The following is a 23,017-nucleotide window of genomic DNA, read 5'->3' on the forward strand; positions in this document are numbered from 1 at the left end:
CAAAGGGCGCTAGGTTTAGCGCCTTTTTTCACTTTTGAAGAGCCGTAAAATGTTTAATTTATAATTATAAGTAACTCATTAATTATACGGTGATTTTTGTTTTTTTTATTATTTATTACATCTAATATTTTCTAAACTACATTTATCGAGTCTAGGCATGGTTTATGCGTAATTTTCTTATCTTAGTACTTTTATTAGTATTACTTGGCCCATTAGGGATTGATTTATATTTGCCTACAATACCTGATATTGCGAAGGATTTAGGAAGCCGTGAGTCGGTGATCCAATCTACAATTGCCTTGTTTATTTTAGTTTTAGGCTTAGGGCAGTTAATTTCAGGCCCATTAGTGGATAGGTATGGCCGAAAACCTATCGCGATTTTGGGTATAGTGCTTTACATCATTGGGGCAGGTGTTGCTATTGCAGCAACAACCCCCGTGGTATTTATTGCCTCGCGTTTATTGCAAGGGGTTGCAGTCTGTTGTACTTCGGTAGTGGCATTTAGTTGTGTGCGTGACCGTATGAATGGCACGGAAGCGGCTCGTGCTTTTGGTTTTTTGAATGGAACATTGAATATTGTTCCTGCGTTAGCTCCGTTGCTCGGAGGCCTGTTAGCAGAAGCGTGGGGCTGGCGAGCACCGTTTTGGTTTCTTGCTTTGTATGCGTTAGTCATATTAGTGCTGATTGTTGCCTTTTTACCTGAAACTCGCCCGGCTAATTTGCCAAAAGCAAAAGTTATCCCGCTGAAAACCTATGGCCGAATTTTGGGGGATCGCCACTTTATGGTGTTTGCCTTAGTCAATGCGGGTACGATGGGAATGGCGTTGACTTATGTTTCTCTTGCACCTACTGTGCTGATGGGGGATGCCCAGTTAACTCCGCTCGCGTTTTCTATTGTATTTGGTATTAATGGTTTTTGGATCATGTTTGCCAGTTATATCGCTAATTATTTTATTCATAAAATAGGGCGACCAACTTGTTTGTTAGTTGGTAGTTCAATGATGGCATTTGGCTGCTTAGGGTTATTGCTAGGTTTTGTCGTATTACCGATAGAAATACAAAGCCATTGGTTAGTTTATATGTTACCTGTCGCTTGCGCTTGTACAGGGCTGGCCTTTATGATGGGAACGGCAACCAGTTATGCTTTAGAACCGTTTGGTAATGAAGCAGGCACCGCATCTGCCTTAGTGGGGTTTGTTCAAATGGCAGGGGGAGCGACACTGGGACTTTGCGCTATCGGTTTGCCTATCGCGCCAAAAATGTCATTGGCGTTAGTTATGTTAGTTGGATGTTTATTCGGTTTACTTGCAAGAAAAACAAGCTTATTGCTTGCTAGATCAGCCTCGACGAGAACAATTTAATATTGTTATTTCAATATGTTATATGTAGTTATCACTAATTGGCTTAGATAATTAGTGATAACTTGGATAATATTATACAATCTCGCCATTAATCGTTGTCAGTAATCTGTTCTTTTTGATTTCAATTTCTCTAGAATGCACAATTTTATTATCAATATAAAGATTAGCTTTTATAGGGTTTAAACTTCGTTCAATATTAATATGGAATTTATTCATCATATCCTCATTTGAACGGAAGTTATGAAGTTGGTACTGGCTTGTTGTCCCATTTTCTAAAATAACCTCTAAATATGGAATGCGAGTATTTATTTCTTTATCACAGTGATAAACCATGCCATAGGACCCATATAATGAAGGGTAGATATAGCTATCGATGACTTTTTTGGGGTCATAAAAGCCCATTAATGTTACTACAGGTACTCCTTGTTTATAGGGAATTTTGTAGAGAATTGTTTTATTGTTATCGTTTCGATTCCAAGTGTAGCCATCTGAAATATAACATATTGAATCATTTTTCTTGATTGATTCAATTTGATTGTTAATATGAATTTCACTATCCCAATCTGCAGATGATTGTATTCTTAAAACAGAATTCCTATTATTTTTATCTGCGAGTGGAATGTTAATTTTCGGGGCGTGATAACCATTCCCATTATAAATATTAACATTACTGCTTTTTTCTAATAGTGAATTTAAATCATTAATTTTAATGTCTGAACCATTTACTGCAGTAAACTCGATGGCGTTAAATTGTGAAAGTTCTAAATATGTATCTACCATCTCTTTTGTCTTTGGGTCCCATTTTTTATACCCTGTTTTTGATTCAGGACTAAATATATAGTTATTTTCCAATCTATTTTGAATTGCAATAAAGGAGTTAGGGGTGTAAGCAGTGTAAGCGTTGTAACGAGTATCATAAGCTTCACCTCCACTCATTGCATCATGGTTTAATGTACCATCTTGATATGTATTTGGAATAAAATAGTTATTATCTGAATCCCACAGCCAAGTTGAATTTTTTTTATTTGCGGTTGTATGAGATCCGCCTTCATCTCCCCCATAATAATCACTTAAGCCAAAATTGTGGCCGAATTCATGACTAAGCTCGTTATTATCTGTCCTATTTAACGTCGCTTTACCTCCACCACCAGACCAGCCGTGGACGACTCTACCATTTTTATACATTCCAACAGAGTTATAGGCAGTTATCTGGGATGTTGGAACAAAAGAATCAGCATCTGGAGCCGAGCTATTTACACCATAATTTGCCATATTAACGCCATTAGCATAAAAGTCTTTAGTGATCGACTCCCTCATGCTACCACTATGGCCTCCTCCTTCATCGGGGGCTTTATCTGTAAAAACTTGACCGTCAGGCATAACCACTTTTAATAAATGGATAGGTTCGTAACGAGAAACAATGAGTTTTTTGACTGGGATCGTTTGATAATATTGACGATTCAGTTCAAATTTATCTAGAAAAAGAAGTGTGTCTCTTGGTGGTGTAAGCAACCCAATATCAAAAGTATTAATGAGTAACTCATTTGGCGCACCTACATCAATGTGAGATAACATGCTTTTTTGACCTTGATAAATAAATTCAAGTTTTATCTCTGGATGGATATATTCCTTGGGGACTGTAGTAGACCATGTATTTTCGATATATTCTAAGTTATTAATAAAACTTTCTTTACTACTTTGATTAATAGGAACCCATTTTTTATCTAAGTCATAGACAAAAAGGATGCTTTCACCTGTTTGTAACTGTAAGGTGTTTTTTCCATAATGAATGTAGCTGCTATATGATGCATTCGAGCTAAACAGTATTTTTTTATTATGAAATGCATCATTTTTATCAAGAGTGAAGTCATGGCTCCAATTACCATCACTCGTTGATATTTTCATCGAATTATTGTTTTTTATTAATTGGTTGAAATGTTTTTGATTTTTAGAAATTTCAATAATCGCTTTATTTTCATCTAGAGTGATAGCGAATTTACTAGAGTGTGAGTTGTTAATTCTTGATTTGTTATCAGTAATTGAAATATTTTTCCATACTCCATTTAAATCACAATGGAATAGTAATAACCCGTCTTTTTTTAGCTCATAAACTTTATTTTTAGTTTGGATGAACGTGGATTCTTCAGCTTCTGATGTAAATATGATTTTTTTAGATGCAAAATTTTTATTCTGCGATAGTGTGAATTTTTTGATTCTATCATAATCCATTTTAGTTATTTTTATGGTGGAGTTTTTTTCTAAGATATCCTCAAAGAACTCTGCATCTATTTTTTCTCTATCTATGTCGGGTAGATTACCAATTTCAAAATCGATAACTGGAAGCGTATTTGGGTGTGCTTTTTTAGGAGGGCTGTAATATTTTATTTTTTTTACATCATTTTTTGTTAGCCAATATCCATTTTCATCGCAGATAAAACGAGTGGCTGATTTTGCCGGTAGTGTTAAGGTGTTATTACCATAGTTAACTTCAACTTCATTATTATTAGTATTGTGTAATGCTATAGTTTTACCTTTATAGCTGATATTGTTATGAAGAATAAATGGTTTTTCTATACTGTTATGGTTGAGCTTTAAATTTATTTTATTATTATTTAATATCGTTTCATGTAAGTGGTTTTGATTTTTCGATATTTCAATTAATTCACTATTAGACCTAATGATGAGGTCAAATTTTACCGATGATTTAAAATCATGAGATGATAAATTAGTTTCTCTTATGCTATTATTGGCTACTTTGGGTAGTTTGGAAGGAGGGGATAATGGCTTGTTCATTATTAAATAATTATTTTTATCATAAATGTTTAATTGAATATCATTAGCCTCAGGGATGTATGCATGTGGCTTAAACATAATTAAAGTTTTTCGCTCTTTAACTAATTTAGGTTTACAGTCCCCTTCGATATGGATCTTGGCTGGAAGAATATTAGCTTGAGCGAAAAATACATTTCCTTTTAACTCCCCCTTTACATCACTAGTATGTCGGTTGTTATTGAAATAATGTTTTGTTTTTTCATTTTGTAAAAATGAGAGGTTATCGAAGGATTTATTTATCTCGGATATTAAATGAAAGTAATCGATAATAGAATTAAATTCATTTTTAGTATCTGTAAATGAATAATTGTCTTTAATTGATGGTGTGTAGTTATTTAAGCTATTAATAAATAATAAAGGAGAGGCGGGGCTTAAGTGTTTATTCAGCATGCAATATTATCTTCTCTATCTATTGTTTCGTGGAAGCAGCTAGAAGTTGTAATTGATGGTAAAATAAAATACCTTTAAAAAAAAGATTAATTGCTTAATAGTTACTCCTAAATGATACTCTAAGCATTGGAAGGCTAACCATTAGTTAGAAAACTAAATTTATTAAAATTAGTGAGGTTAAAATGAATAACTCATTACTAAAAAAACCAATGATTACTCAGTGTGATGTGTTTTGAACGCGGATACATCACCATAGAAAGCGTTCTATGGTAACGATAAACAAATTAAGGGTTTTATTACCATGAATCAAAAACATTGGTCAAAATATCAACTGCTACACGAAGTCGTACAAAATCCTAACATTCATGTTAAAGGCCAACATAGCTACTATAGTGACTGCTGGGATGGTGGGTTTGAAAATTCAGTTGTGCGCTATTTACAGGGGGACGAACAAAGTCGAGATTGGCAATTAGCGTGGGATGTCGACCAACTCTATATTGGTGATTACGTTTGTATTGGTAGCGAAGCTGTTATTTTAATGGGGGGAAACCATACACATCGCATGGATTGGTTTTGTTTGTATCCATTTCTTGAATATATTGAGGAAGCTTATATAGGAAAAGGGGATACAATCATTGGTGATGGGGTATGGGTAGGCATGCGTGCCTTTATTATGCCTGGTGTTAAAATTGGTGAAGGCGCAGTTATCGCAACGAATAGCGTGGTAATTAAAGATGTTGAGCCTTATTGCATCGTCGGTGGAAACCCTGCAAAGGTAATAAAACATCGTTTTTCGCCAGATATTATTACTGAATTACTCGCATTGAAAATTTATGGTTGGCCAGAAGAGAAATTTATTGCACTAAAGCGGTTTATTTGTGGTTCCGATTTTGTGGCATTAAAAAATGCCAGTCAGGAATATGATCAGCGATTGATTAGTTAGTTTTTTTATTGAAGGGTATTCTGTGGAATACCCATTTTTAATACAAAACTAATTTTCTTCTGTGCGAATAAACTCAACTAAAATCGGTGTGGCTATTCTTTGATAATCTTCTGTATTTAAAATAATAGAGCGCTCTAATGTACCTGCATTAAAGGCGAGTTCTTCAAAACGTTCAAATAATAGCGGGTCAGCAATTAATTTTAAGTTGGGGTGAAAACTAAAAGGTGGAATAGCCCCGAACACACATTGAGTGAGCTCATCGACTTCCTTTGGGCTTGCTAAAGATGCGCGGGTTCCACCAATTGCTGTGGCAACCTTACTTAAATCAGCCTGTTTATCAGCAGGTAAAATTGCCAATACGTGTTGGCGGATCCCATTTCCTTTTACATGGCATACTAGCCCTTTTGCCCCTTGCCCAAGTTGCGTACCACGTATTTTTGCCACTTCTTCTGATTTACCTGCCGTAGGATGCTCCATCACCCGATATTTTGCATTATTTTTATCAAGTAATTGTGTGAGTTGCAAAAAAATAGAATTTTCAGACACCGTTTTTTCCCTTTAAAACCACATCAATAGAAGGGAATGATATCAAGTTCATTGAGAGATACAATCGTAAAAAGAAATGAACTAAAAATCATAGGGTTGGGAAATTTTTTAAATTGCATATCAGATACTGTTTTAATCTGTATTGCTATCTGAATGGTGATTTTATCTATTGGATATTCTGTCTGCTATTTTATTTTTAATAAATTCAAATAATTATAAAACAATATTTCAATAGGATAATGAGAATACATATTGTTAAGAATTGAGTTTGATCATTTACGGTGCATTTTATTCTCGGTAATATAAAGTTTTATATAACGAAAACAGATAACATGAAACGTAAAATAAATTTATATATTCTAATACCTCTTATTGCAGGGATCGCCCCATCAATTGTTGCTGCGCAAGTCTCTGAGCAGCTTACAAGCTCCAAGCAAGACAAAATGTTGGTGACAGCGGCTTCAGGGGATGTCACAACAGAAGCTCAAGCCGGAGCGGGCTTCTTTACCTCTCAAATTGATTTAGGCCCGTTAGGGGATTTGGATTGGATTGATACTCCCTATTCCACAACAACAATCAGTCGTGAAATGATTGATAATCAGCAAGCGAAAAGTATCAGTGAATTACTTAAATATGCCCCGAGTACCCAAATGCAAGCACGTGGGGGGATGGATGTGGGACGTCCACAAAGCCGTGGGATGCAAGGAAGTGTCGTAGCTAATAGTCGGTTAGATGGCTTGTATGTCGTCTCAACGACGGCATTTCCGGTTGAAATGTTGGATAGGGTGGACATTATTAATAGCCTCACGGGGTCTTTGTACGGCCCTTCTAGCCCGGCTGGTCAGTTCAATTTCACGGCAAAACGCCCTGAAGATATTCAACGCTTATCTTTAGGTTATCAAAGCCGTAATGCCTATAGCGGCCATGTTGATCTTGGGGGGTATTTTGATACAGATAAGCGCTTTGGTTATCGTTTAAACTTAATGGATGAAGAAGGAACGGGAAATTTAAAGGATAGCACTCTACGTCGTAAGTTGGCTTCTGTTGCCTTTGATTGGAACATTCAACCGGGGACACAGTTACAGCTCAATGCTAGCCACTATAATTTTGTACAAAAAGGTTATGTGGGGAGCTTCAGCTATGGTCCTAAAATTAATTTACCAAAAGCACCTAATCCGCAAGATAAAAATTTAGCTATGCACACTGCGGGGAATGATTTAACTACAGATACAGTGAGCACTCGCTTACTTCATGATTTTAATGAAGATTGGACATTGAATGCCGCAGTCGGATATCAACAAGCAGATAGAGCGATGCGCACGGTGACCAGTATGTTGGTCAATGATAAAGGTGATATTAAGCGCTCACTCCGTGACTCTCCGGCTTCTGGACGTTTTCGTGTACTTAGTAATTCAGTGACACTTAATGGCCATGTAGACACGGGGTCTATTGGACACGATTTGTCATTCGCGACGAATGGTTATGTTTGGTCTATTTATAGTGCAAAGGGAGCTGCTACGGCTTATGACCTTGGCTCAACGAATATGTACCACCCATCTTCATTGATAGAACCTGCAAATGGTAAAATTTACACGGGTGGCTCACGCTATAAATCTGCGGAAAATAGTCAACAAAGTATCACTATCGGCGATACCGTTACATTTGACCCACAATGGTCAGCGATGTTTTATCTCAGCCAAAGTTGGATAGAAAGTCGTAGTTTTGACAAACAGAGCCATAAAACCAGCCAAACTAACTCCAAAGGGTTAAGCCCAAATGCTGCCGTGATGTACAAAATCACCCCACAATTGATGACTTATGTAAGTTATGCAGACTCATTGGAGGAAGGGGATACGGCTCCGATAGGACAAGGCGTTAAAAATGAAGGGCAGACTTTAGACCCATATCGTAGTAAGCAATATGAAGTTGGGGTTAAAGCTGATGTGGCTGATTTAAACCTTGGTGCGGCACTATTTCATTTAGAGCGGCCATTTGCTTATGTGGATAGTCATAGTGTGTTTCGTGAACAAGGTAAGCAAGTGAATAGGGGGCTTGAGTTAACCGCTACAGGTCATGTGTGGCAGGGGTTAAACGTTTATAGCGGCATAACATTTTTAGACCCTAAACTGAAAGACACAGGCTCTCGAACCACTCGGGACAAACGAGTGGTTGGAGTTCCAAAAGTCCAAGCTAATATGCTAGTTGAATATGCGCTGCCAGCTATGCCTGAGTTGGTTTACAGTGCAAATGTACATTACACCGGTAAGCGAGCGGCAAATGATACTAACTCAAGTTGGATTGGTAGCTACACGACGTTAGATTTAGGAACTCGCTATAGTACAAAAATCAACCAGATTCCTACCACTATTCGCCTATCGGTCGATAATGTCACTGACGAACGTTATTGGGCATCTATTTTCCCATCAGGTAATAACGGCCAAGGTGGTGGAAATAGCGCATTCTTAGGCTCTGGCCGTGAAGTCCGCGCAACCATCACATTTGATTTTTAATGGTCGTAACAATAAACGTAAGGAGCACCCTTCTTTATTATGAAGTAAAGAAGGGGCATTAAGATGAGAAAAATAACTTTCTTACAATCCATTATTTTGCTTGCCGGGCTACTAGTCAGTAGCTTGTTAAATGCAAAAACGGATAACCCCGAGTTGCGTATTGCAACACCGTGGCCAGCACAAAATACCATTATTATGATGTTGGGTTATGGCGAGCAAATCGTTGGTACATCGGTGATAGCGAAAAGAATTCCACTATTTCGTCAAATGTTACCCAATATTGATAATGTTCCAGTTATCAGTATTAGCAACCAATTAAATCCAGAGCAAATAATTTCTTTGCGTACACAATTATTGTTTGTGGCGAAAGGCATGGAAGTCCCTCAACGGGACATATTGGAAAGTGCAGGGGTAAAAGTTGTAGAGTACCCTGCAAATTCATTGCAAGCTTTACAAGCTAGAGTTCAAGCGACAGCAAAAGAACTAGGACCAGATGCACAAAATAAAGCGCTTGAATATCAACGCTATTTTGACCGTAATGTCAGGTTGGTAAATGAACGCTTAGTCGGGCTAACAGATACAGAAAAACGTAGGGTTTATCATAGTATGGGAAATACGTTATTTACCTCGGGGCGCCCTTCGTTAAATCAAGATTGGATGGATTTGGCGGGAGCCAAAAATGTGGCTGAAACTTGGTTTTCGGATAAGAAAAATAACTCAGGTGAGGTATTACTGGAGACGATTATTGCGGCCAATCCCGATGTAATCGTTGCAATGAATAAAGAAGATGCCAATATCATCCGAACGTCTTCCCAATGGAAAGCCATTAGCGCGGTAAAAAATCAACAGGTGTATGTCAACCCAAAAGGGATGTTTTGGTGGTGCCGTGAAACCTCAGAAGAAGCATTACAGTTTCTGTGGTTAGCGCAAACTCTTTACCCAGAGCGCTTTGCGGATATCGATATGAAACAAGAGACAGCAGATTTCTACCTGAAGTTTTTTGGGATTTCGCTGAGTGATGCACAAATTGATAATATTTTGCACCCATAAAATAAAACTGCCAGCGAGGCTGGCAGTTTATCGATTACTGGTGACGCTCTTTTAATCGTTTGATTATCGTACTTAAATCAAGTTCTTGGTCTTGCAGTAATACCATTAAATGGTACATCAAATCAGCCGCTTCATTGGTTAATTCTGCGCGGTCATTAACGGTTGCCGCTAATGCGGTTTCAACACCTTCTTCACCCACTTTTTGCGCAATACGCTTAGTACCACTTGCATATAAACGCGCGGTATAAGAGCTTTCAGGAGAAGCAGTTTTGCGCTCTTTGAGCAAGGTTTCTAGTTCAAACAAAAAGCCCCAGTCACTTTGTGCGGGTGCGAAGCAGCTTTGTGTGCCGTTATGGCAAGTTGGGCCATCCGGTAACGCGAGAGCTAGCAGCGTATCGTTGTCACAGTCTGGGTAGATATCCACTAAATTTAAAAAATTATTGGAGGTTTCGCCTTTCGTCCACAAACGTTGCTTTGTGCGAGAGAAAAAGGTGACTTTACGGCTGTCTAAGGTGACATTTAATGCTTCAGGGTTCATATACCCAAGCATTAGCACATCACCTGAAACGGCGTGTTGTACGATAACAGGCATCAGGTTATCGACTTTTTGCCATGCAAGTTGGCTACATTGTTCTGTGGTTAACATACTCTAATTTGAACTCCGTTTTCGGCTAGGTATTGTTTTAAGTCACCGATATTAATAATTTGTTTATGAAATACAGAAGCGGCTAAAGCACCGTCAACACCTGCGTCAGTGAAGGCATCAAGAAAATGCACTTTTTCGCCTGCACCGCCAGAGGCAATCAAGGGCACTTGGCAGACTTCGCGGACTTTCTTGAGTTGTTGTAGATCATACCCTTGGCGTACACCATCTTGGTTCATCATATTTAACACAATTTCACCCGCGCCACGTTGTTGCACTTCTTTTACCCAATCAAGGGTTTTCCACGTGGTTTGTGTGGTACGTTTTTCATCACCGGTAAATTGGTAAACGAGATATTCACCTGTGCTTTCATCAAACCAAGTGTCAATACCAACAACGATACATTGTACGCCAAAGCGTTCAGCTAAACGGCTGATTAATGTAGGGTCGGATAATGCCGGGGAGTTGATGGAAATTTTATCAGCACCAAAAGAGAGAATTTGTGCGGCATCATCGACACTTTTAATACCACCCGCGACGCAAAAAGGAATGTCAATCACTTCAGCGACTTTGGCAACCCAGCTTTTGTCTACCACTCGGCCATCAGAAGAGGCGGTAATATCATAAAACACCAGTTCGTCTGCGCCTTCTTGGGCGTAGCGCTGTGCTAATGGAACAATATCGCCGATGATTTCGTGATTGCGAAATTGGACACCTTTAACCACTTGGCCGTCGCGAACGTCCAAACAAGGAATTATGCGTTTTGCCAACATTTAATTGCCTCCGCAACGGTGAATTTACCTTCTAATAATGCACGGCCAACAATTACGCCAGCTGCACCAGATGGCGGAATAGCCGCGATATCGTCTAAATCCCCAATACCGCCCGATGCTTGAAAAGCAATATCAGGGAATTTTTGGCTAATTTCTTGGTATAAATTCACATTAGAACCCGCCAATGTTCCATCTTTGGAAATATCCGTACAAAGGACATGTTTTAAGCCATAAGGACGATATATTTCAATGGCTTGTTCTAACGTTAGATTTGAATTCTCCTGCCAACCGCTAATGGCGATTTCTTTTATGCCTTGGTCATTAATACGTACGTCTAAGGCAAGGACAATGGCTTCGCCACCATAGGTCTCAAACCACGTTTTGACCAGCTCAGGCTTAGTGACAGCCGTTGAGCCAATGACAACACGGGTCGCTCCAGCTTCCAGTAAGGCTTTAACATCTTCTTCGGTACGAATACCACCACCAACTTGTACTGGAACACTGACGCCTGCTAATAATTTTTTGAGTAGTGAAATTTGGCGTTTTTGTGGGTCTTTAGCTCCCGTTAAATCCACGAGGTGCAATAATTTTGCCCCTTCTTTTTCATATTGCTGCAAACGTGGGAGCGGGTCATTGCCATAATCAGTTTGCTTGGCGTAATCCCCTTGGTGCAACCGCACCACCGTGCCATCAATTAAATCTAATGCAGGAATGATCATGGTAATTACATCTCCAAAAAGTTTTGAATCAAGCGTGAGCCTGCGGTGCCAGAACGTTCTGGGTGAAATTGGACACCATAGAAGTTATCGCAATTCACTGCGCTGCTAAACGGATTGCCATACTGAGTTTGCGCAATGGTATGACTGGAAATTGGCATCGAATAACTGTGTACAAAATAGAAATAGGCGTTATCTGGGATATCCCGAAACAGTGGGTTTCCTGCTAGCGCTTTGACTTGGTTCCAGCCGCTATGTGGAACAGGAAGCCCATTGGCATCCATTTTTTGTACAGGGCTATCAATTAACCCCAGTAGTGGCACCGTAGATTGGCCTTCTTCACTAAAAGAACCGAGTAATTGCATACCTAAACAGATACCTAATACTGGTTGGGTCAGTGCTTTGATTAACGGTACTAATTCGCGTTCAGTCAGCTTTTCCATGGCTGCGCTAGCCGTACCGACACCGGGCAAAAAGACTTTGTCGGCTTGTAAAATGGTGTTGGTATCGCGGCTCACCACAGGGTCATAGCCTAGGCGTTTTACCGCATAGGCTACAGAGGCTAAATTTGCACAGCCGGTATCAAGGATGACAACGTTCATTACAGAACCCCTTTTGAGCTAGGTAACGTATCCCCTTCAACACGAATTGCTTGGCGCAGTGTGCGGCCGAAAACTTTAAACAAGCTCTCTGCTTTATGGTGATCGTTTTTCCCTTTGGTTTTCAGGTGTAACGTGCAACCCATTGCATAGGAAAGCGAGCTAAAGAAGTGCTCAATCATTTCTGTGCTTAAGTCACCAACGCGTTGGTATTTAAACTCGGCTTTGTATTCAAGGTGTGGGCGGCCAGAAATATCCAGCGCGCAGCGCGCTTGGCATTCATCCATTGGGAGAACGAAACCAAAACGTGCGATACCGCGTTTATCTCCAAGTGCCACTTTCAGCGCTTCACCTAGTGCAAGACCGGTATCTTCAACGGTGTGGTGGTCATCGATAAACAAGTCGCCATTGACCTCAATGTTTAACCGGAAACCACCGTGAGTCGCGATTTGGTCTAACATATGGTCAAAGAAGCCCACGCCAGTGCTAATTTTGCTGCCGCCTTCTTGGTCCAGCCAGACTTCGACTTGAATATTGGTTTCTTTTGTGACGCGTTTGACCAGTGCATGGCGGTCGCGTTTAGTTAATTGCTGGGTGATAGCTTCCCAGTCAAGTTCTGCCGGGTTATAACGTAACCCTTTGATACCCATGTTTTTAGCGAGTTGAATGTCTGTTTCACGGTCACCAATCACATAGCTATTTTCGCTATCTAACACGTTGCTATCTAAATAGCGTTCGACTAACTGGAGCTTAGGTTTACGACAAACGCAGTTATCTTCAGGCTTATGTGGGCAAATTAACACTTCATCAAATTTAACGCCTTGGGACTCAAATACCTGCATCATTAAATTATGCGGTGGCTCGAAATCTGCGGTTGGGAAGCTATCGGTGCCTAAGCCGTCTTGATTGGTTATCATCACTAAGCGGTAATTGGCTTTTTGCAGAGCAAGTAAGCTAGGAATAACCGCCTTTTCAAAGGCGAGTTTACTTAAGCTATCAACTTGGAAGTCGGTTGGCGGCTCGGTAATTAATGTTCCATCACGGTCGATAAATAAAATTTTCTGGCTCATGAGTCATTCCTAATTAGCAAAGTGCTGCAATAGCTTCAATAACACGGGTATTTTCTATTTCTGTCCCAACAGTAATACGCAGGCAATTAATGAGACCGGGTTGTTTGCTCTGGTCACGTAAAATAATGCCTTGGTCCCACAGGGCTTTAAACACTTTATTACCATCGGTAAAACGTACCAAAATATAGTTAGTTTCACTCGGATAAACGTGTTCAACCACCGATAAGTCGCGCAGCGCTTCACGAAGTGCAATACGGTTTTCTGTTATCGTTGTTACGCGGCTTTTCATTGTCTCAATGCCTTGTGGTTCAAGAGCTTGAGCTGCAATCATCGCAACAGGGGTTGATAAAGGATAAGGGGCGATAACCTTTAATAGCACTTCAATTACTTCAGGGGTGGCTAAGGTGAAACCACAACGTAAACCGGCCAATGCAAAGGCTTTGGATAAGGTTCTTAAAATGACCAAGTTTGGATATTGTGCTAACCAGCTTGCTACACTGTATTGTGGGCAGAACTCAATATAGGCTTCATCGACAACGACTAATGCACGGCCCGCAGCCATATCTAGCACTTCGCGTAAATCTTTATTGTCGATGATATTGCCTGTTGGATTATTCGGGCTGCAAATATAAATCAGTTTGGTATTGGATAGATTTTCACGGATCGCATTAACGTTTAATGCCCAGTCTGGCAACGCCATGATTTTCTTTTGTTCAACACCAAAGGTTTCTGCACTGACGCTGTACATGCCATAGGTTGGCGGGCAAAACATTACCGCATCTTTGCCTGGTTCACAAAATGCGCGGATCAGCAACTCAATGGACTCATCGGCCCCACGGCAAACGAGCACTTGTTCTGGTTTAACTTTGGCATAAGCCGCATAGTTATTGATCACCGCAACCGGTTGGCATTCAGGGTAACGGTTAAGGTTACGTTCACTGAATTGGTAATCAGGTGCAATCGGGTATTCATTGGCATTGAGCCAAACGTCTCCATTTCCCCCTAGACGTCGTGCAGACATATAAGGTGTCATGGTTTTAACATTTTCACGTGCAAGACTGGCGGCATTAAATGGTTGGCTCATGACTTACTCCTGATTTTGTTTTTTTAGTTCGTTAACGCGTAAGGTAACGGCATTTTTGTGAGCCGTGAGTTGCTCTGCTTGAGCTAACGTTTCGATGGTGTTGGCTAAGCCTAATAAGCCTTGCTTTGACAGCTTTTGGACTGTCATTCGCTTCATAAAATCAGCGAGCCCAAGGCTTGAATAGGTTGAGGTATATCCATAAGTAGGCAATACGTGATTGGTGCCTGATGCATAGTCGCCAGCCGACTCTGGCGACCAGTCGCCAACAAACACAGAGCCGGCACTTGTGATAGCATCGACCAGGTCATCGGCATTGCGAGTTTGCAGTATTAAGTGCTCAGGGCCATAACGGTTGCTAATTTCAACGCATTGAGCGATGGAGTCAGCGATGATGACACGGCTGGCACTCAGGGCTTCTCTCGCTATTTCTGCACGTGAAAGTTGCGCTAATTGTTTTTCTGTTTCTTCAATCACGCGTTGGGCAAAGCTTTCATCGTCAGTTAATAAAATAACTTGTGAATCAGGGCCATGCTCTGCTTGAGATAGCAAATCAGATGCGGTAAATGCGGGGTTTGCACCGTTATCAGCAATGACCAACACTTCGGAAGGACCCGCAGGCATATCAATGGCTGCTCCATCATGGCTTTGGCTGACTTGGCGTTTTGCTTCAGTGACATAGGCATTACCGGGGCCAAAAATTTTATCAACCGCAGGAATGCTTTGGGTACCAAATGCCATTGCAGCAATCGCTTGCGCACCACCTACTTGGAAAATATCGCTGATGCCGCACAGTTTCGCTGCATACAAAATTTCATCGGCAATAGGTGGAGGTGAACATAAAATGATTTTGCGACAGCCAGCGATATTCGCAGGGGTTCCCAACATCATGACCGTTGATAACAGAGGGGCCGACCCCCCTGGAATATATAAACCGACTGCATCTATTGGGCGTGTGACTTGTTGGCACACGACGCCTGCCTGTGTTTCCACTGTAATCGGAGTGATTTTTTGGGCTTCGTGAAAACGACGAATGTTGCCAATCGCTGTTTTCATTGCTGTTTTGATTTCATCACCAAGACGAGCCTCTGCTGCGTCAACAGCATTTGCAGGAACACGCACCGTTTCGACTTCAGTTTTATCGAAACGACGGCTCAGTGCTTTGAGGGCGGTATCGCCCTCGTTACGGACTTGGTCAATAATTTGGCTAACCGCAGTACTAATGCTACCAGAAGCCGCTATTGCAGGGCGCAGCAGCAAAGCGCTTTGCTGCTCTTGGTTACAAGCCGACCAGCGAACAGGTTGGTTAAATCCCATTTTCATGACGGCTTACTCCATCATTTTTTCAATTGGCAGGACAAGAATAGAGCTTGCCCCTAACGCTTTGAGTTTTTCCATGGTTTCCCAGAACAGCGTTTCTGAGCTCACCATGTGCATCGCCACACGGCTTTGTTCGCCTGCTAACGGTAAAATAGTTGGGCGTTCAGCACCCGGCAGTAAGTCAATGATTTCTTCGAGTGTTTCACTTGGCGCGTGCAACATGATGTATTTGGACTCACGCGCTTGGATGACACCTTGGATACGGGTCATCATACGGTCAATAAGCTGTTGTTTTTCAGGCGACATTTCGCCATCGCGTTGAATTAAACAGGCTTTAGAACGGTAGATGACTTCCACTTCTTTTAGGCCGTTTGCTTCAAGTGTTGCACCTGTAGAGACGAGGTCACAGATGGCGTCGGAAAGGCCAGCGCGCGGAGCGACTTCGACTGAACCATTTAACAGACATGATTTAAATTGAATGCCTTTTTGGTCGAAATAGCGTTTTAACAAGTGTGGGTAGGAGGTTGCAACACGTGAGCCATTTAAGCACTCTGCACCGGTATAGTTGAAATCTAATGGGGCAGCGAGAGATAAGCGGCACCCACCAAAATCGAGGCGACGTAGTGTTTTGTATTGTGGGTTTTCACCTTGAGCACGACGATTCAATAACTCTTCTTCAAGAACGTTTTCACCGATGATCCCTAAGTCAACGACACCGTCCATGACCAGCCCTGGAATATCGTCATCACGAACGCGAAGTAAATCAATAGGCATATTTTCTGCATAAGCAATCAAACGTTGTTGTTGTAAATTGATTTTGATGCCACAGCGAGAAAGTAACTCTCTTGATTCTTCACTCAGACGACCTGATTTCTGTATTGCAATACGTAAACGTGATTTATCCAACATGACTTTACCCTTATCCCTTTAAAATTTTTTGTTTAGTAACTCTTTGTTCAAGAATAAAAAAACCCTCGGAAGATTATCTTCCGAGGGTTCTCTCAATTCGCATTTCAGCCACCGGAAGATTCGTTGAACGTCTTCCAGCACACATCGCCCGAAAGACTAGTCAGGATGATGGTGATGATGATGGTTGCGTGAAATACGATTCATAATGTCTTCCGTTCTGTTATTTAAGTGAATGACTAAACATTCATTGTGCTAACTAAATACTCATTGGTATTCAACCTATCCGATTTCCCCCTATGAATGCAACCTTTTTTTTAAAAATAACCAATAATAATTAGTTGTTCACTTTTTATAGTGATAAATCCCTCAGAAATTGTATTCGGAAGTTTTATGGTTTTCAGCTACCCTGTGATTAATTTCAGTCAGTTGAACGATTGGGGAGTTATCATATGAAGAAAGTTACTATCATCGGGTTAGGCTGGGTTGGGTTACCCCTTGCTCAGGCCTTATTGTCTCAAGGCATTCATGTGGTTGGAACTAAAACAACACCAGATGGTATTGAAGCCGCTCAAGCGGTAGGAATAGAGTGCTATGCATTGAAATTAACCCCAGAACTTGAATGTGATGACGATGATTTAGCACAATTGATGGAACAAAGTGATGCTATCGTCATTTTGCTACCCCCATCTAAAATTAATACTGAATACTATGTGACCGCGGTTGAAACACTGGTGAATAGCGCGATAGCATTTCAGGTGCCTAAAGTTATTTTCACATCATCTACGGCAGTTTATGGGGAACAAAATGGCGAAATGGCTGAAAATAGCCCATTGGATGGAGTGACGGAATCAGCTAAAGCCTTGGTGGCGACAGAGCAGTGGTTGCATCAGTTACCGAACATATCGGTGGATATTCTGCGGTTAGCGGGATTAGTTGGTGAAAAACGACATGCAGGGCGTTTTTTAGCGGGGAAAACCGGGGTGAAAGGGGCAAGCCAGCCTGTGAATATGGTTCATCAAGATGATGTGATTGCTGCCATTTTATTATTGCTCCAGCAACCGCAAGGGGGGCATATTTATAACCTCTGTGCGCCAGTCCACCCAACACGAGCCGAATTTTATACTCATGCAGCACAATCTATCGGGTTAACCCCGCCTCAATTTATTGAAGAGAAGAATACGTTAGTGGGGAAAACCATTAACGGTAATAAAATTTGCCAAGAACTCGGGTTTGAATACCAGTACCCAAACCCAAGTTTGATGAATATGACCCTGTGATTATTTAATCGGGATCATGACAATTTTTTGGAACGCAGGGCGTGTGGTCAGTTGCTGGTACCAGCGCTCCAAATTTTTAAATTCAGGGCGCTGCGTGACAATTTCATGCCAAGGGTAAAATAGTGGTGCGATAGCAATGTCAGCGATACCAAATTTGTTACCACTGAAATAGGCTTGGTTAGCTAATGCATTATCAGCAATGGTTAGTAACCGGTTGATATTGCCATAAATAATTTTAGCTTGTTCTGGGTCTCTATCTGCTTCTGGGACACGAACAATTTTGTTCATCATCTGTTTAATGTGGTCGAATAAATTAGCACCACTCCAATCCATCCATTTATCAGCGGCCGCTCGTTCTTGTAGGTCTTGTGCGAGTAATAAGTGAGAATGATCAAATTTTTCCGTAAGGTAACGTAAAATCGCATTCGATTCCCACAGCGCAAAGTCATCATCCTGTAGAGTTGGAATTGTGCTGTTTGGATTCATTTTTATATATTCAGGTGTATCTAGCCCACCAAATGGGCCACCCACATCTTTTTGATTGTAAGCGATATTTAATTCTTCTAAGCACCAAAGTACTTTTTTGACATTGGAAGAGTTGACGCGTCCCCAAACAGTTAACATGGCAGTCTCCTAAATTGATTTTTTGGCATCGACCATGGTTAAGATAGATTAAATTTACTCGGAGGCAAATGTTTATTTGTTATGAGTGGCCTCAGTGATATTAAAGTCTTATATTAGGTCTAGTTATTGAATTTTGTCACAGCGATGGGTTCTCGTTTAGTGATGTTGAGCCAATGACAGTAATTTAAATGTATGGAATTAAGTGAAGGAATAACCGATGAGTAAGAAAATGTTGTCTTTAAAAACCCGCCGAGCTGGTATTGGGTTGAGTCTTTTGGTTGCCGTAAGTTCCAGTGCTTATGCGGCGCAGACACCGGTTGCTCCTCAAGTCGATGCAAAAGCGTTTGTTTTGATGGATTATAATAGCGGTAAAGTTTTAGCTTCTGGAAATCCAGATGAACGTTTAGACCCCGCCAGTTTAACAAAAATTATGACCAGCTATGTGATTGGCCAGGCCGTCAATGCAGGGAAAATCACGCCACAAGACATGGTCACAGTAGGGGAAGATGCGTGGGCGACGGGTAACCCTGTTCTTAAAGGCTCCTCTTTGATGTTTCTAAAGCCTAAAGACCGTGTTTCTGTATTGGATCTAAATAAAGGGATTGTGATCCAGTCAGGGAATGATGCCAGTATCGCCCTTGCTGATTATGTTGCAGGGAGCCAAGACTCATTTGTGAGTCTAATGAATCAGTATGTGCAAAAGATTGGTTTGAAAAATACCCATTTTAAAACGGTTCATGGCCTAGATTCAGAAGGGCAATATAGTACAGCGCGGGATATGGCATTGTTAACCCAAGCAATGATCCGCGATGTGCCTGATGAATACGCACTGCACAAGGAAAAAGAATTTACCTTTAATAAAATTCGTCAACCAAACCGTAACCGTCTGTTATGGAACCAAAATTTAAAAGTGGATGGCGTAAAAACTGGGCACACGAGTGGAGCAGGCCATAACTTAGTCGCCTCTGCAACAGAAGGTGATATGCGTTTGATTTCAGTCGTGTTGGGGGCGCCAAGTGACCGTGTGCGTTTTTCTGAAAGTGAAAAATTACTGACATGGGGCTTCCGCTTCTTTGAAACTGTCACGCCAATTAAGGCTGATGCTACACTGAAAAAACAACGCGTTTGGTTTGGTGATATTTCAGAAGTTGATTTAGGTGTTGCCGATGATGTTTCTGTTACTATTCCTAAAGGGCAGCTGCAAAACTTAAAAGTGGATATTCAACTGACCAATGATTCACTTGAAGCGCCACTGGCTAAGAACCAAGCGGTAGGTACGATTAACTTTATTCTTAATGATGAAGTCATCGAACAGCATCCTTTAGTCGCAAAAAGTGCTGTTGAGGAAGCCGGGTTTTTCGGCCGTATTTGGGATTATATTATGAAAACGATTAGCGGCTGGTGGAGTGCCATTTTCGGTTAATAATTGATTAAGTAGAAAATGATGTGAACACAAAAATGCCTGCATTAGCAGGCATTTTTATCGAGGTGACTAAGACACAATACTATTCGCAGTGAGCCAGTTTAATCGCTAAGCCGCCTTGGGAGGTTTCGCGATACTTAGCGTTGATGTCTTTACCCGTTTCATACATGGTTTCAATGACTTTATCGAGGCAAACTCGTGGGTCACTGACGCGACGCAGTGCCATACGGGCTGCATTGACGGCTTTAACGGAAGCAATGGCATTACGTTCAATACAAGGTACTTGTACTTGTCCACCAACAGGGTCACAGGTTAAGCCTAAGTTATGTTCCATGGCAATTTCTGCCGCAATACACACTTGCTCAGGGCTACCGCCCATTAGCTCGGCTAATCCCGCAGCGGCCATCGAACAAGCAACACCCACTTCCCCTTGGCAACCAACTTCTGCACCAGAAATTGACGCATTCATTTTATATAACGCACCAATGACACCGGAAACTAAAAAATAACGGGTATAGGAATTTTCATTCACCGGGCGAATGAATTTATCATAGTAAGCTAAAACGGCAGGTATAATGCCACAAGCACCGTTAGTTGGCGCTGTTACAACACGACCACCCGCTGCATTTTCTTCGTTAACAGCAAGGGCATACATGTTGATCCAGTCTATTACCGCCATTGGGTCCATATTAGTGCTATCTGTTGTGACCAATTGGCGACGTAGAGCCGCTGCACGACGAGGAACACGCAATGGGCCGGGTAATAAGCCTTCAGTCGTGACACCGCGCTCAATACCCGCTTTCATCACATCCCATATGGATGAGAGATATTGCTGAATTTCTTCTTTACTACGCAGTGCTAATTCATTCTGCATCACGAGCGCGGAAAGCGATAAACCGGTTTCTTTACAGTGTTTTTGCAGGTCAGCTGCATATTTAAATGGGTAAGGGACTTGAACGGCGTTTTCGTCTGACTGGCCAAAATGTTCTTCATCGACAATAAAACCACCGCCGATAGAATAGTAATTTTTGCTGTAAATAACATCATCACCACTGAATGCTGTAATACTCATTCCATTTTCATGGAGCGGTAGGTTGGTAGTATGAAAATTCATGCCACCTTCAGTAGGGAAATCAACTTCATGTTGCCCATGAGCAAGGGAGAGCCTTTCAGTTTGCTCAACATTACGCATAAAAGCAGGAATAGCGTCAATATCAATGGTATCCGGTAAGTTACCCGCAAGACCCATAATAATTGCCATATCCGTTGCATGGCCTTTACCTGTTAAAGAGAGCGAACCATAAACATCAACTGCAATTCGTGTTGTGCGAGTGAGTATTTCTTGCTGGATAAGGTCGTCAACAAATTGTTTGCCCGCTTTCATTGGGCCGACGGTATGGGAACTTGAAGGGCCGATGCCAATTTTGAAGATATCAAATACACTAATCATATTCAGTGCTTCCTTTTGTAGAAAGTCATTGAAATTAGGTAGCTTCCATTTAGGACGCTACCTAGTGGCTTCAATTAGAAGAATAACTTATATGTTGCCGCAGAGATAGCGACCAGACCCATAATTACAATAAATATATTACTGATTTTACCTGAGTATTTACGCATCGCAGGTACTTTGCTAATTGCATACATTGGCATTAAGAACAGTAAAATTGCGATTACTGGGCCACCGAGGCTCTCGATGATATCTAGCACACCTGGGTTTAATGTTGCTACTATCCATGTTGTGACTAACATGAAGATAGCAGTACCACGGTTTAACTTGCGAACATCAATTGTTTTACCTTTTGCACGGTAAGCACGCTCAACCAAGCCATTGAAACCTTCACGTGCGCCTAAGTAGTGACCTAGGAAAGATTTAATAATTGCGATAAAGGCAATGATTGCAGCTGCATATTTGATGAATGGCTGGTCAAAATAGCCAGACAGGTAGTCAAGAATACTGATATTTTGTGCTTTAGCTTGTGCGAGATCTGCTGAAGATAAGGTAAAGACACAGCTGATCACGAAGAACATAACGGTCAGCACCATCAGAATGTGTGCAGAAGCAAGAATTCGTGAACATTTTTGTTCAGCTGCATCACCGTATTCTTCACGTTTTGCAACGGAGAAAGCAGAAATAATCGGCGAGTGGTTAAATGCGAATACCATCACTGGGATTGTCAGCCAAATAGTGACCCAGATGCTTTGTCCGCCAGTATTTTTTGTTGCTTCAGTGATACCTTCCCAAGTTAATGTATTCAGTACATCACCAGACCAATGTGGGATCATATACAGTGAGAATGCAACCAGCACGGCGATAAATGGAAACACTAACATACTCATGACTTTTACGATGTATTTCTCACCGAATGCCACAATCGCCATCACTCCGCCTACAAGGATCAAGGCAAGTAGCCAGCGTGGTGGTGCGCCAACGCCTAATAATTCGGTTAAGAATTTATTGACGTTATTGGTAATGGAAACACCATAAACAAGAAGAATAGGATAAATAGCAAAGAAGTAGAGTAGGGTGATCCAGTTACCTGCTGTGCGACCAAAATGCTCCTCCACGACCTCAGTAATATCACCGTCCGGTTTTGAACCAGACAGAACGAAGCGTGTTAACCCACGGTGAGCAAAAAATGTCATTGGGAAGGCTAATACCAGCATCAGTAAAACAGGTAATAAACCACTCATACCTGCGTTGATGGGCAAAAACAGTACCCCAGCACCGATAGCTGTACCATATAAACCCAGCATCCATACTGTGTCAGTTTTGCGCCAAGCATTGCTAGTTACTGTTTGCGAGGCTGTTTTGTCGATGGAACCAACTTTTGTTGCATCCATAATAGTCTCCGAAAATATAAGTCAAAAAAAAATCATTTAGCGTAACGGCAAATGCATTACGAACTTTTAATCTTTTGGTACGAACAATTACTCAATAACAATTGTTTTC

Annotated in this window: 19 protein-coding genes and 1 other annotated feature; of the genes, 6 read left to right on the top strand and 13 right to left on the bottom strand. The window is 41.2% G+C overall.

What is annotated here, in order from left to right; translation table 11 throughout:
- The first annotated feature begins 164 nt into the window (after positions 1-164).
- Positions 165-1,361: a multidrug effflux MFS transporter gene (locus CYG50_RS04320; protein WP_102138408.1), complete on the top strand. Its 1,197-nt coding sequence runs from the start codon at positions 165-167 to the stop codon at positions 1,359-1,361.
- A gap of 72 nt (positions 1,362-1,433) precedes the next feature.
- Here the strand turns inward: CYG50_RS04320 and CYG50_RS04325 are convergent, their stop codons facing one another.
- A complete protein-coding gene (locus CYG50_RS04325; protein ID WP_102138409.1) occupies positions 1,434-4,583 on the bottom strand; it encodes a M66 family metalloprotease in 3,150 nt (1,049 codons plus the stop codon).
- Positions 4,584-4,884: 301 nt separating this feature from the next.
- Between CYG50_RS04325 and CYG50_RS04330 the strand changes: the two genes are divergently transcribed.
- Positions 4,885-5,526 carry a CatB-related O-acetyltransferase gene (locus CYG50_RS04330; protein WP_102138410.1) on the top strand — a complete coding sequence of 214 codons (642 nt, stop codon included), beginning with the start codon at positions 4,885-4,887 and terminating at the stop codon, positions 5,524-5,526.
- Between the two features lie 48 nt (positions 5,527-5,574).
- On the opposite strand, the gene CYG50_RS04335 is transcribed toward CYG50_RS04330, so the two are convergent.
- Positions 5,575-6,072, bottom strand: a complete 498-nt coding sequence (locus tag CYG50_RS04335) for a YbaK/prolyl-tRNA synthetase associated domain-containing protein (protein ID WP_102138411.1) — start codon at positions 6,070-6,072, stop codon at positions 5,575-5,577.
- Positions 6,073-6,404: 332 nt separating this feature from the next.
- Here CYG50_RS04335 and CYG50_RS04340 point away from each other — a divergent pair, with 332 nt between their 5' ends.
- Both CYG50_RS04340 and CYG50_RS04345 read left to right on the top strand, forming a co-directional pair.
- Positions 6,405-8,582 carry a TonB-dependent receptor gene (locus CYG50_RS04340; protein ID WP_102138412.1) on the top strand — a complete coding sequence of 726 codons (2,178 nt, stop codon included), beginning with the start codon at positions 6,405-6,407 and terminating at the stop codon, positions 8,580-8,582.
- 63 nt (positions 8,583-8,645) lie between these two features.
- On the top strand, positions 8,646-9,632 hold the full coding sequence (locus tag CYG50_RS04345) for an ABC transporter substrate-binding protein (protein ID WP_102138413.1): 987 nt from the start codon (positions 8,646-8,648) through the stop codon (positions 9,630-9,632).
- A 34-nt stretch (positions 9,633-9,666) separates the two neighbouring features.
- On the opposite strand, the gene hisIE is transcribed toward CYG50_RS04345, so the two are convergent.
- From hisIE to hisG, 8 genes are read right to left on the bottom strand one after another with little or no spacing between them, the layout of a single operon-like run.
- Positions 9,667-10,278, bottom strand: coding sequence for a bifunctional phosphoribosyl-AMP cyclohydrolase/phosphoribosyl-ATP diphosphatase HisIE (gene hisIE, locus CYG50_RS04350; RefSeq protein ID WP_102138414.1), 612 nt, complete (start codon positions 10,276-10,278; stop codon positions 9,667-9,669).
- Positions 10,272-11,048, bottom strand: coding sequence for an imidazole glycerol phosphate synthase subunit HisF (gene hisF / locus CYG50_RS04355; RefSeq protein ID WP_004909328.1), 777 nt, complete (start codon positions 11,046-11,048; stop codon positions 10,272-10,274). The genes hisIE and hisF overlap by 7 nt, the downstream gene beginning before the upstream one ends.
- A complete protein-coding gene (gene hisA / locus CYG50_RS04360) occupies positions 11,030-11,767 on the bottom strand; it encodes a 1-(5-phosphoribosyl)-5-[(5-phosphoribosylamino)methylideneamino]imidazole-4-carboxamide isomerase (RefSeq protein WP_102138415.1) in 738 nt (245 codons plus the stop codon). Before hisA ends, hisF begins: the two co-directional genes overlap by 19 nt.
- 5 nt (positions 11,768-11,772) lie before the next feature.
- A complete protein-coding gene (gene hisH / locus CYG50_RS04365) occupies positions 11,773-12,366 on the bottom strand; it encodes an imidazole glycerol phosphate synthase subunit HisH (RefSeq protein ID WP_102138416.1) in 594 nt (197 codons plus the stop codon).
- The gene (hisB, locus tag CYG50_RS04370) at positions 12,366-13,433 is read right to left on the bottom strand and encodes a bifunctional histidinol-phosphatase/imidazoleglycerol-phosphate dehydratase HisB (RefSeq protein WP_102138417.1); all 1,068 of its coding nucleotides are present in this window, start codon (positions 13,431-13,433) and stop codon (positions 12,366-12,368) included. Before hisB ends, hisH begins: the two co-directional genes overlap by 1 nt.
- A gap of 13 nt (positions 13,434-13,446) precedes the next feature.
- Positions 13,447-14,517: a histidinol-phosphate transaminase gene (hisC, locus tag CYG50_RS04375; protein WP_102138418.1), complete on the bottom strand. Its 1,071-nt coding sequence runs from the start codon at positions 14,515-14,517 to the stop codon at positions 13,447-13,449.
- 3 nt (positions 14,518-14,520) lie between these two features.
- The gene (hisD, locus tag CYG50_RS04380; protein ID WP_102138419.1) at positions 14,521-15,837 is read right to left on the bottom strand and encodes a histidinol dehydrogenase; all 1,317 of its coding nucleotides are present in this window, start codon (positions 15,835-15,837) and stop codon (positions 14,521-14,523) included.
- Between the two features lie 6 nt (positions 15,838-15,843).
- Positions 15,844-16,743, bottom strand: a complete 900-nt coding sequence (gene hisG, locus CYG50_RS04385) for an ATP phosphoribosyltransferase (RefSeq protein ID WP_102138420.1) — start codon at positions 16,741-16,743, stop codon at positions 15,844-15,846.
- Positions 16,744-16,796: 53 nt separating this feature from the next.
- Positions 16,797-16,924 (bottom strand) — a sequence feature (His leader region).
- 268 nt (positions 16,925-17,192) lie between these two features.
- Here hisG and CYG50_RS04390 point away from each other — a divergent pair.
- The gene (locus CYG50_RS04390; RefSeq protein WP_102138421.1) at positions 17,193-18,020 is read left to right on the top strand and encodes an SDR family oxidoreductase; all 828 of its coding nucleotides are present in this window, start codon (positions 17,193-17,195) and stop codon (positions 18,018-18,020) included.
- Here CYG50_RS04390 and CYG50_RS04395 read toward each other — a convergent pair whose 3' ends face one another.
- Complete coding sequence (locus CYG50_RS04395) at positions 18,021-18,644, bottom strand: glutathione S-transferase family protein (RefSeq protein WP_102138422.1); 624 nt, start codon at positions 18,642-18,644, stop codon at positions 18,021-18,023.
- Positions 18,645-18,861: 217 nt separating this feature from the next.
- Here CYG50_RS04395 and CYG50_RS04400 point away from each other — a divergent pair, with 217 nt between their 5' ends.
- Positions 18,862-20,067 (top strand): serine hydrolase, encoded by a 1,206-nt coding sequence (locus CYG50_RS04400; protein WP_102138423.1) that lies wholly within the window; start codon positions 18,862-18,864, stop codon positions 20,065-20,067.
- Positions 20,068-20,149: 82 nt separating this feature from the next.
- Here the strand turns inward: CYG50_RS04400 and CYG50_RS04405 are convergent, their stop codons facing one another.
- Positions 20,150-21,517 carry an L-serine ammonia-lyase gene (locus CYG50_RS04405; protein WP_102138424.1) on the bottom strand — a complete coding sequence of 456 codons (1,368 nt, stop codon included), beginning with the start codon at positions 21,515-21,517 and terminating at the stop codon, positions 20,150-20,152.
- Between the two features lie 74 nt (positions 21,518-21,591).
- Positions 21,592-22,908: a serine/threonine transporter gene (locus CYG50_RS04410; RefSeq protein WP_102138425.1), complete on the bottom strand. Its 1,317-nt coding sequence runs from the start codon at positions 22,906-22,908 to the stop codon at positions 21,592-21,594.
- Between the last annotated feature and the right edge of the window lie 109 nt (positions 22,909-23,017).

Source organism: Providencia huaxiensis (assembly GCF_002843235.3).
Classification (GTDB): domain Bacteria; phylum Pseudomonadota; class Gammaproteobacteria; order Enterobacterales; family Enterobacteriaceae; genus Providencia; species Providencia huaxiensis.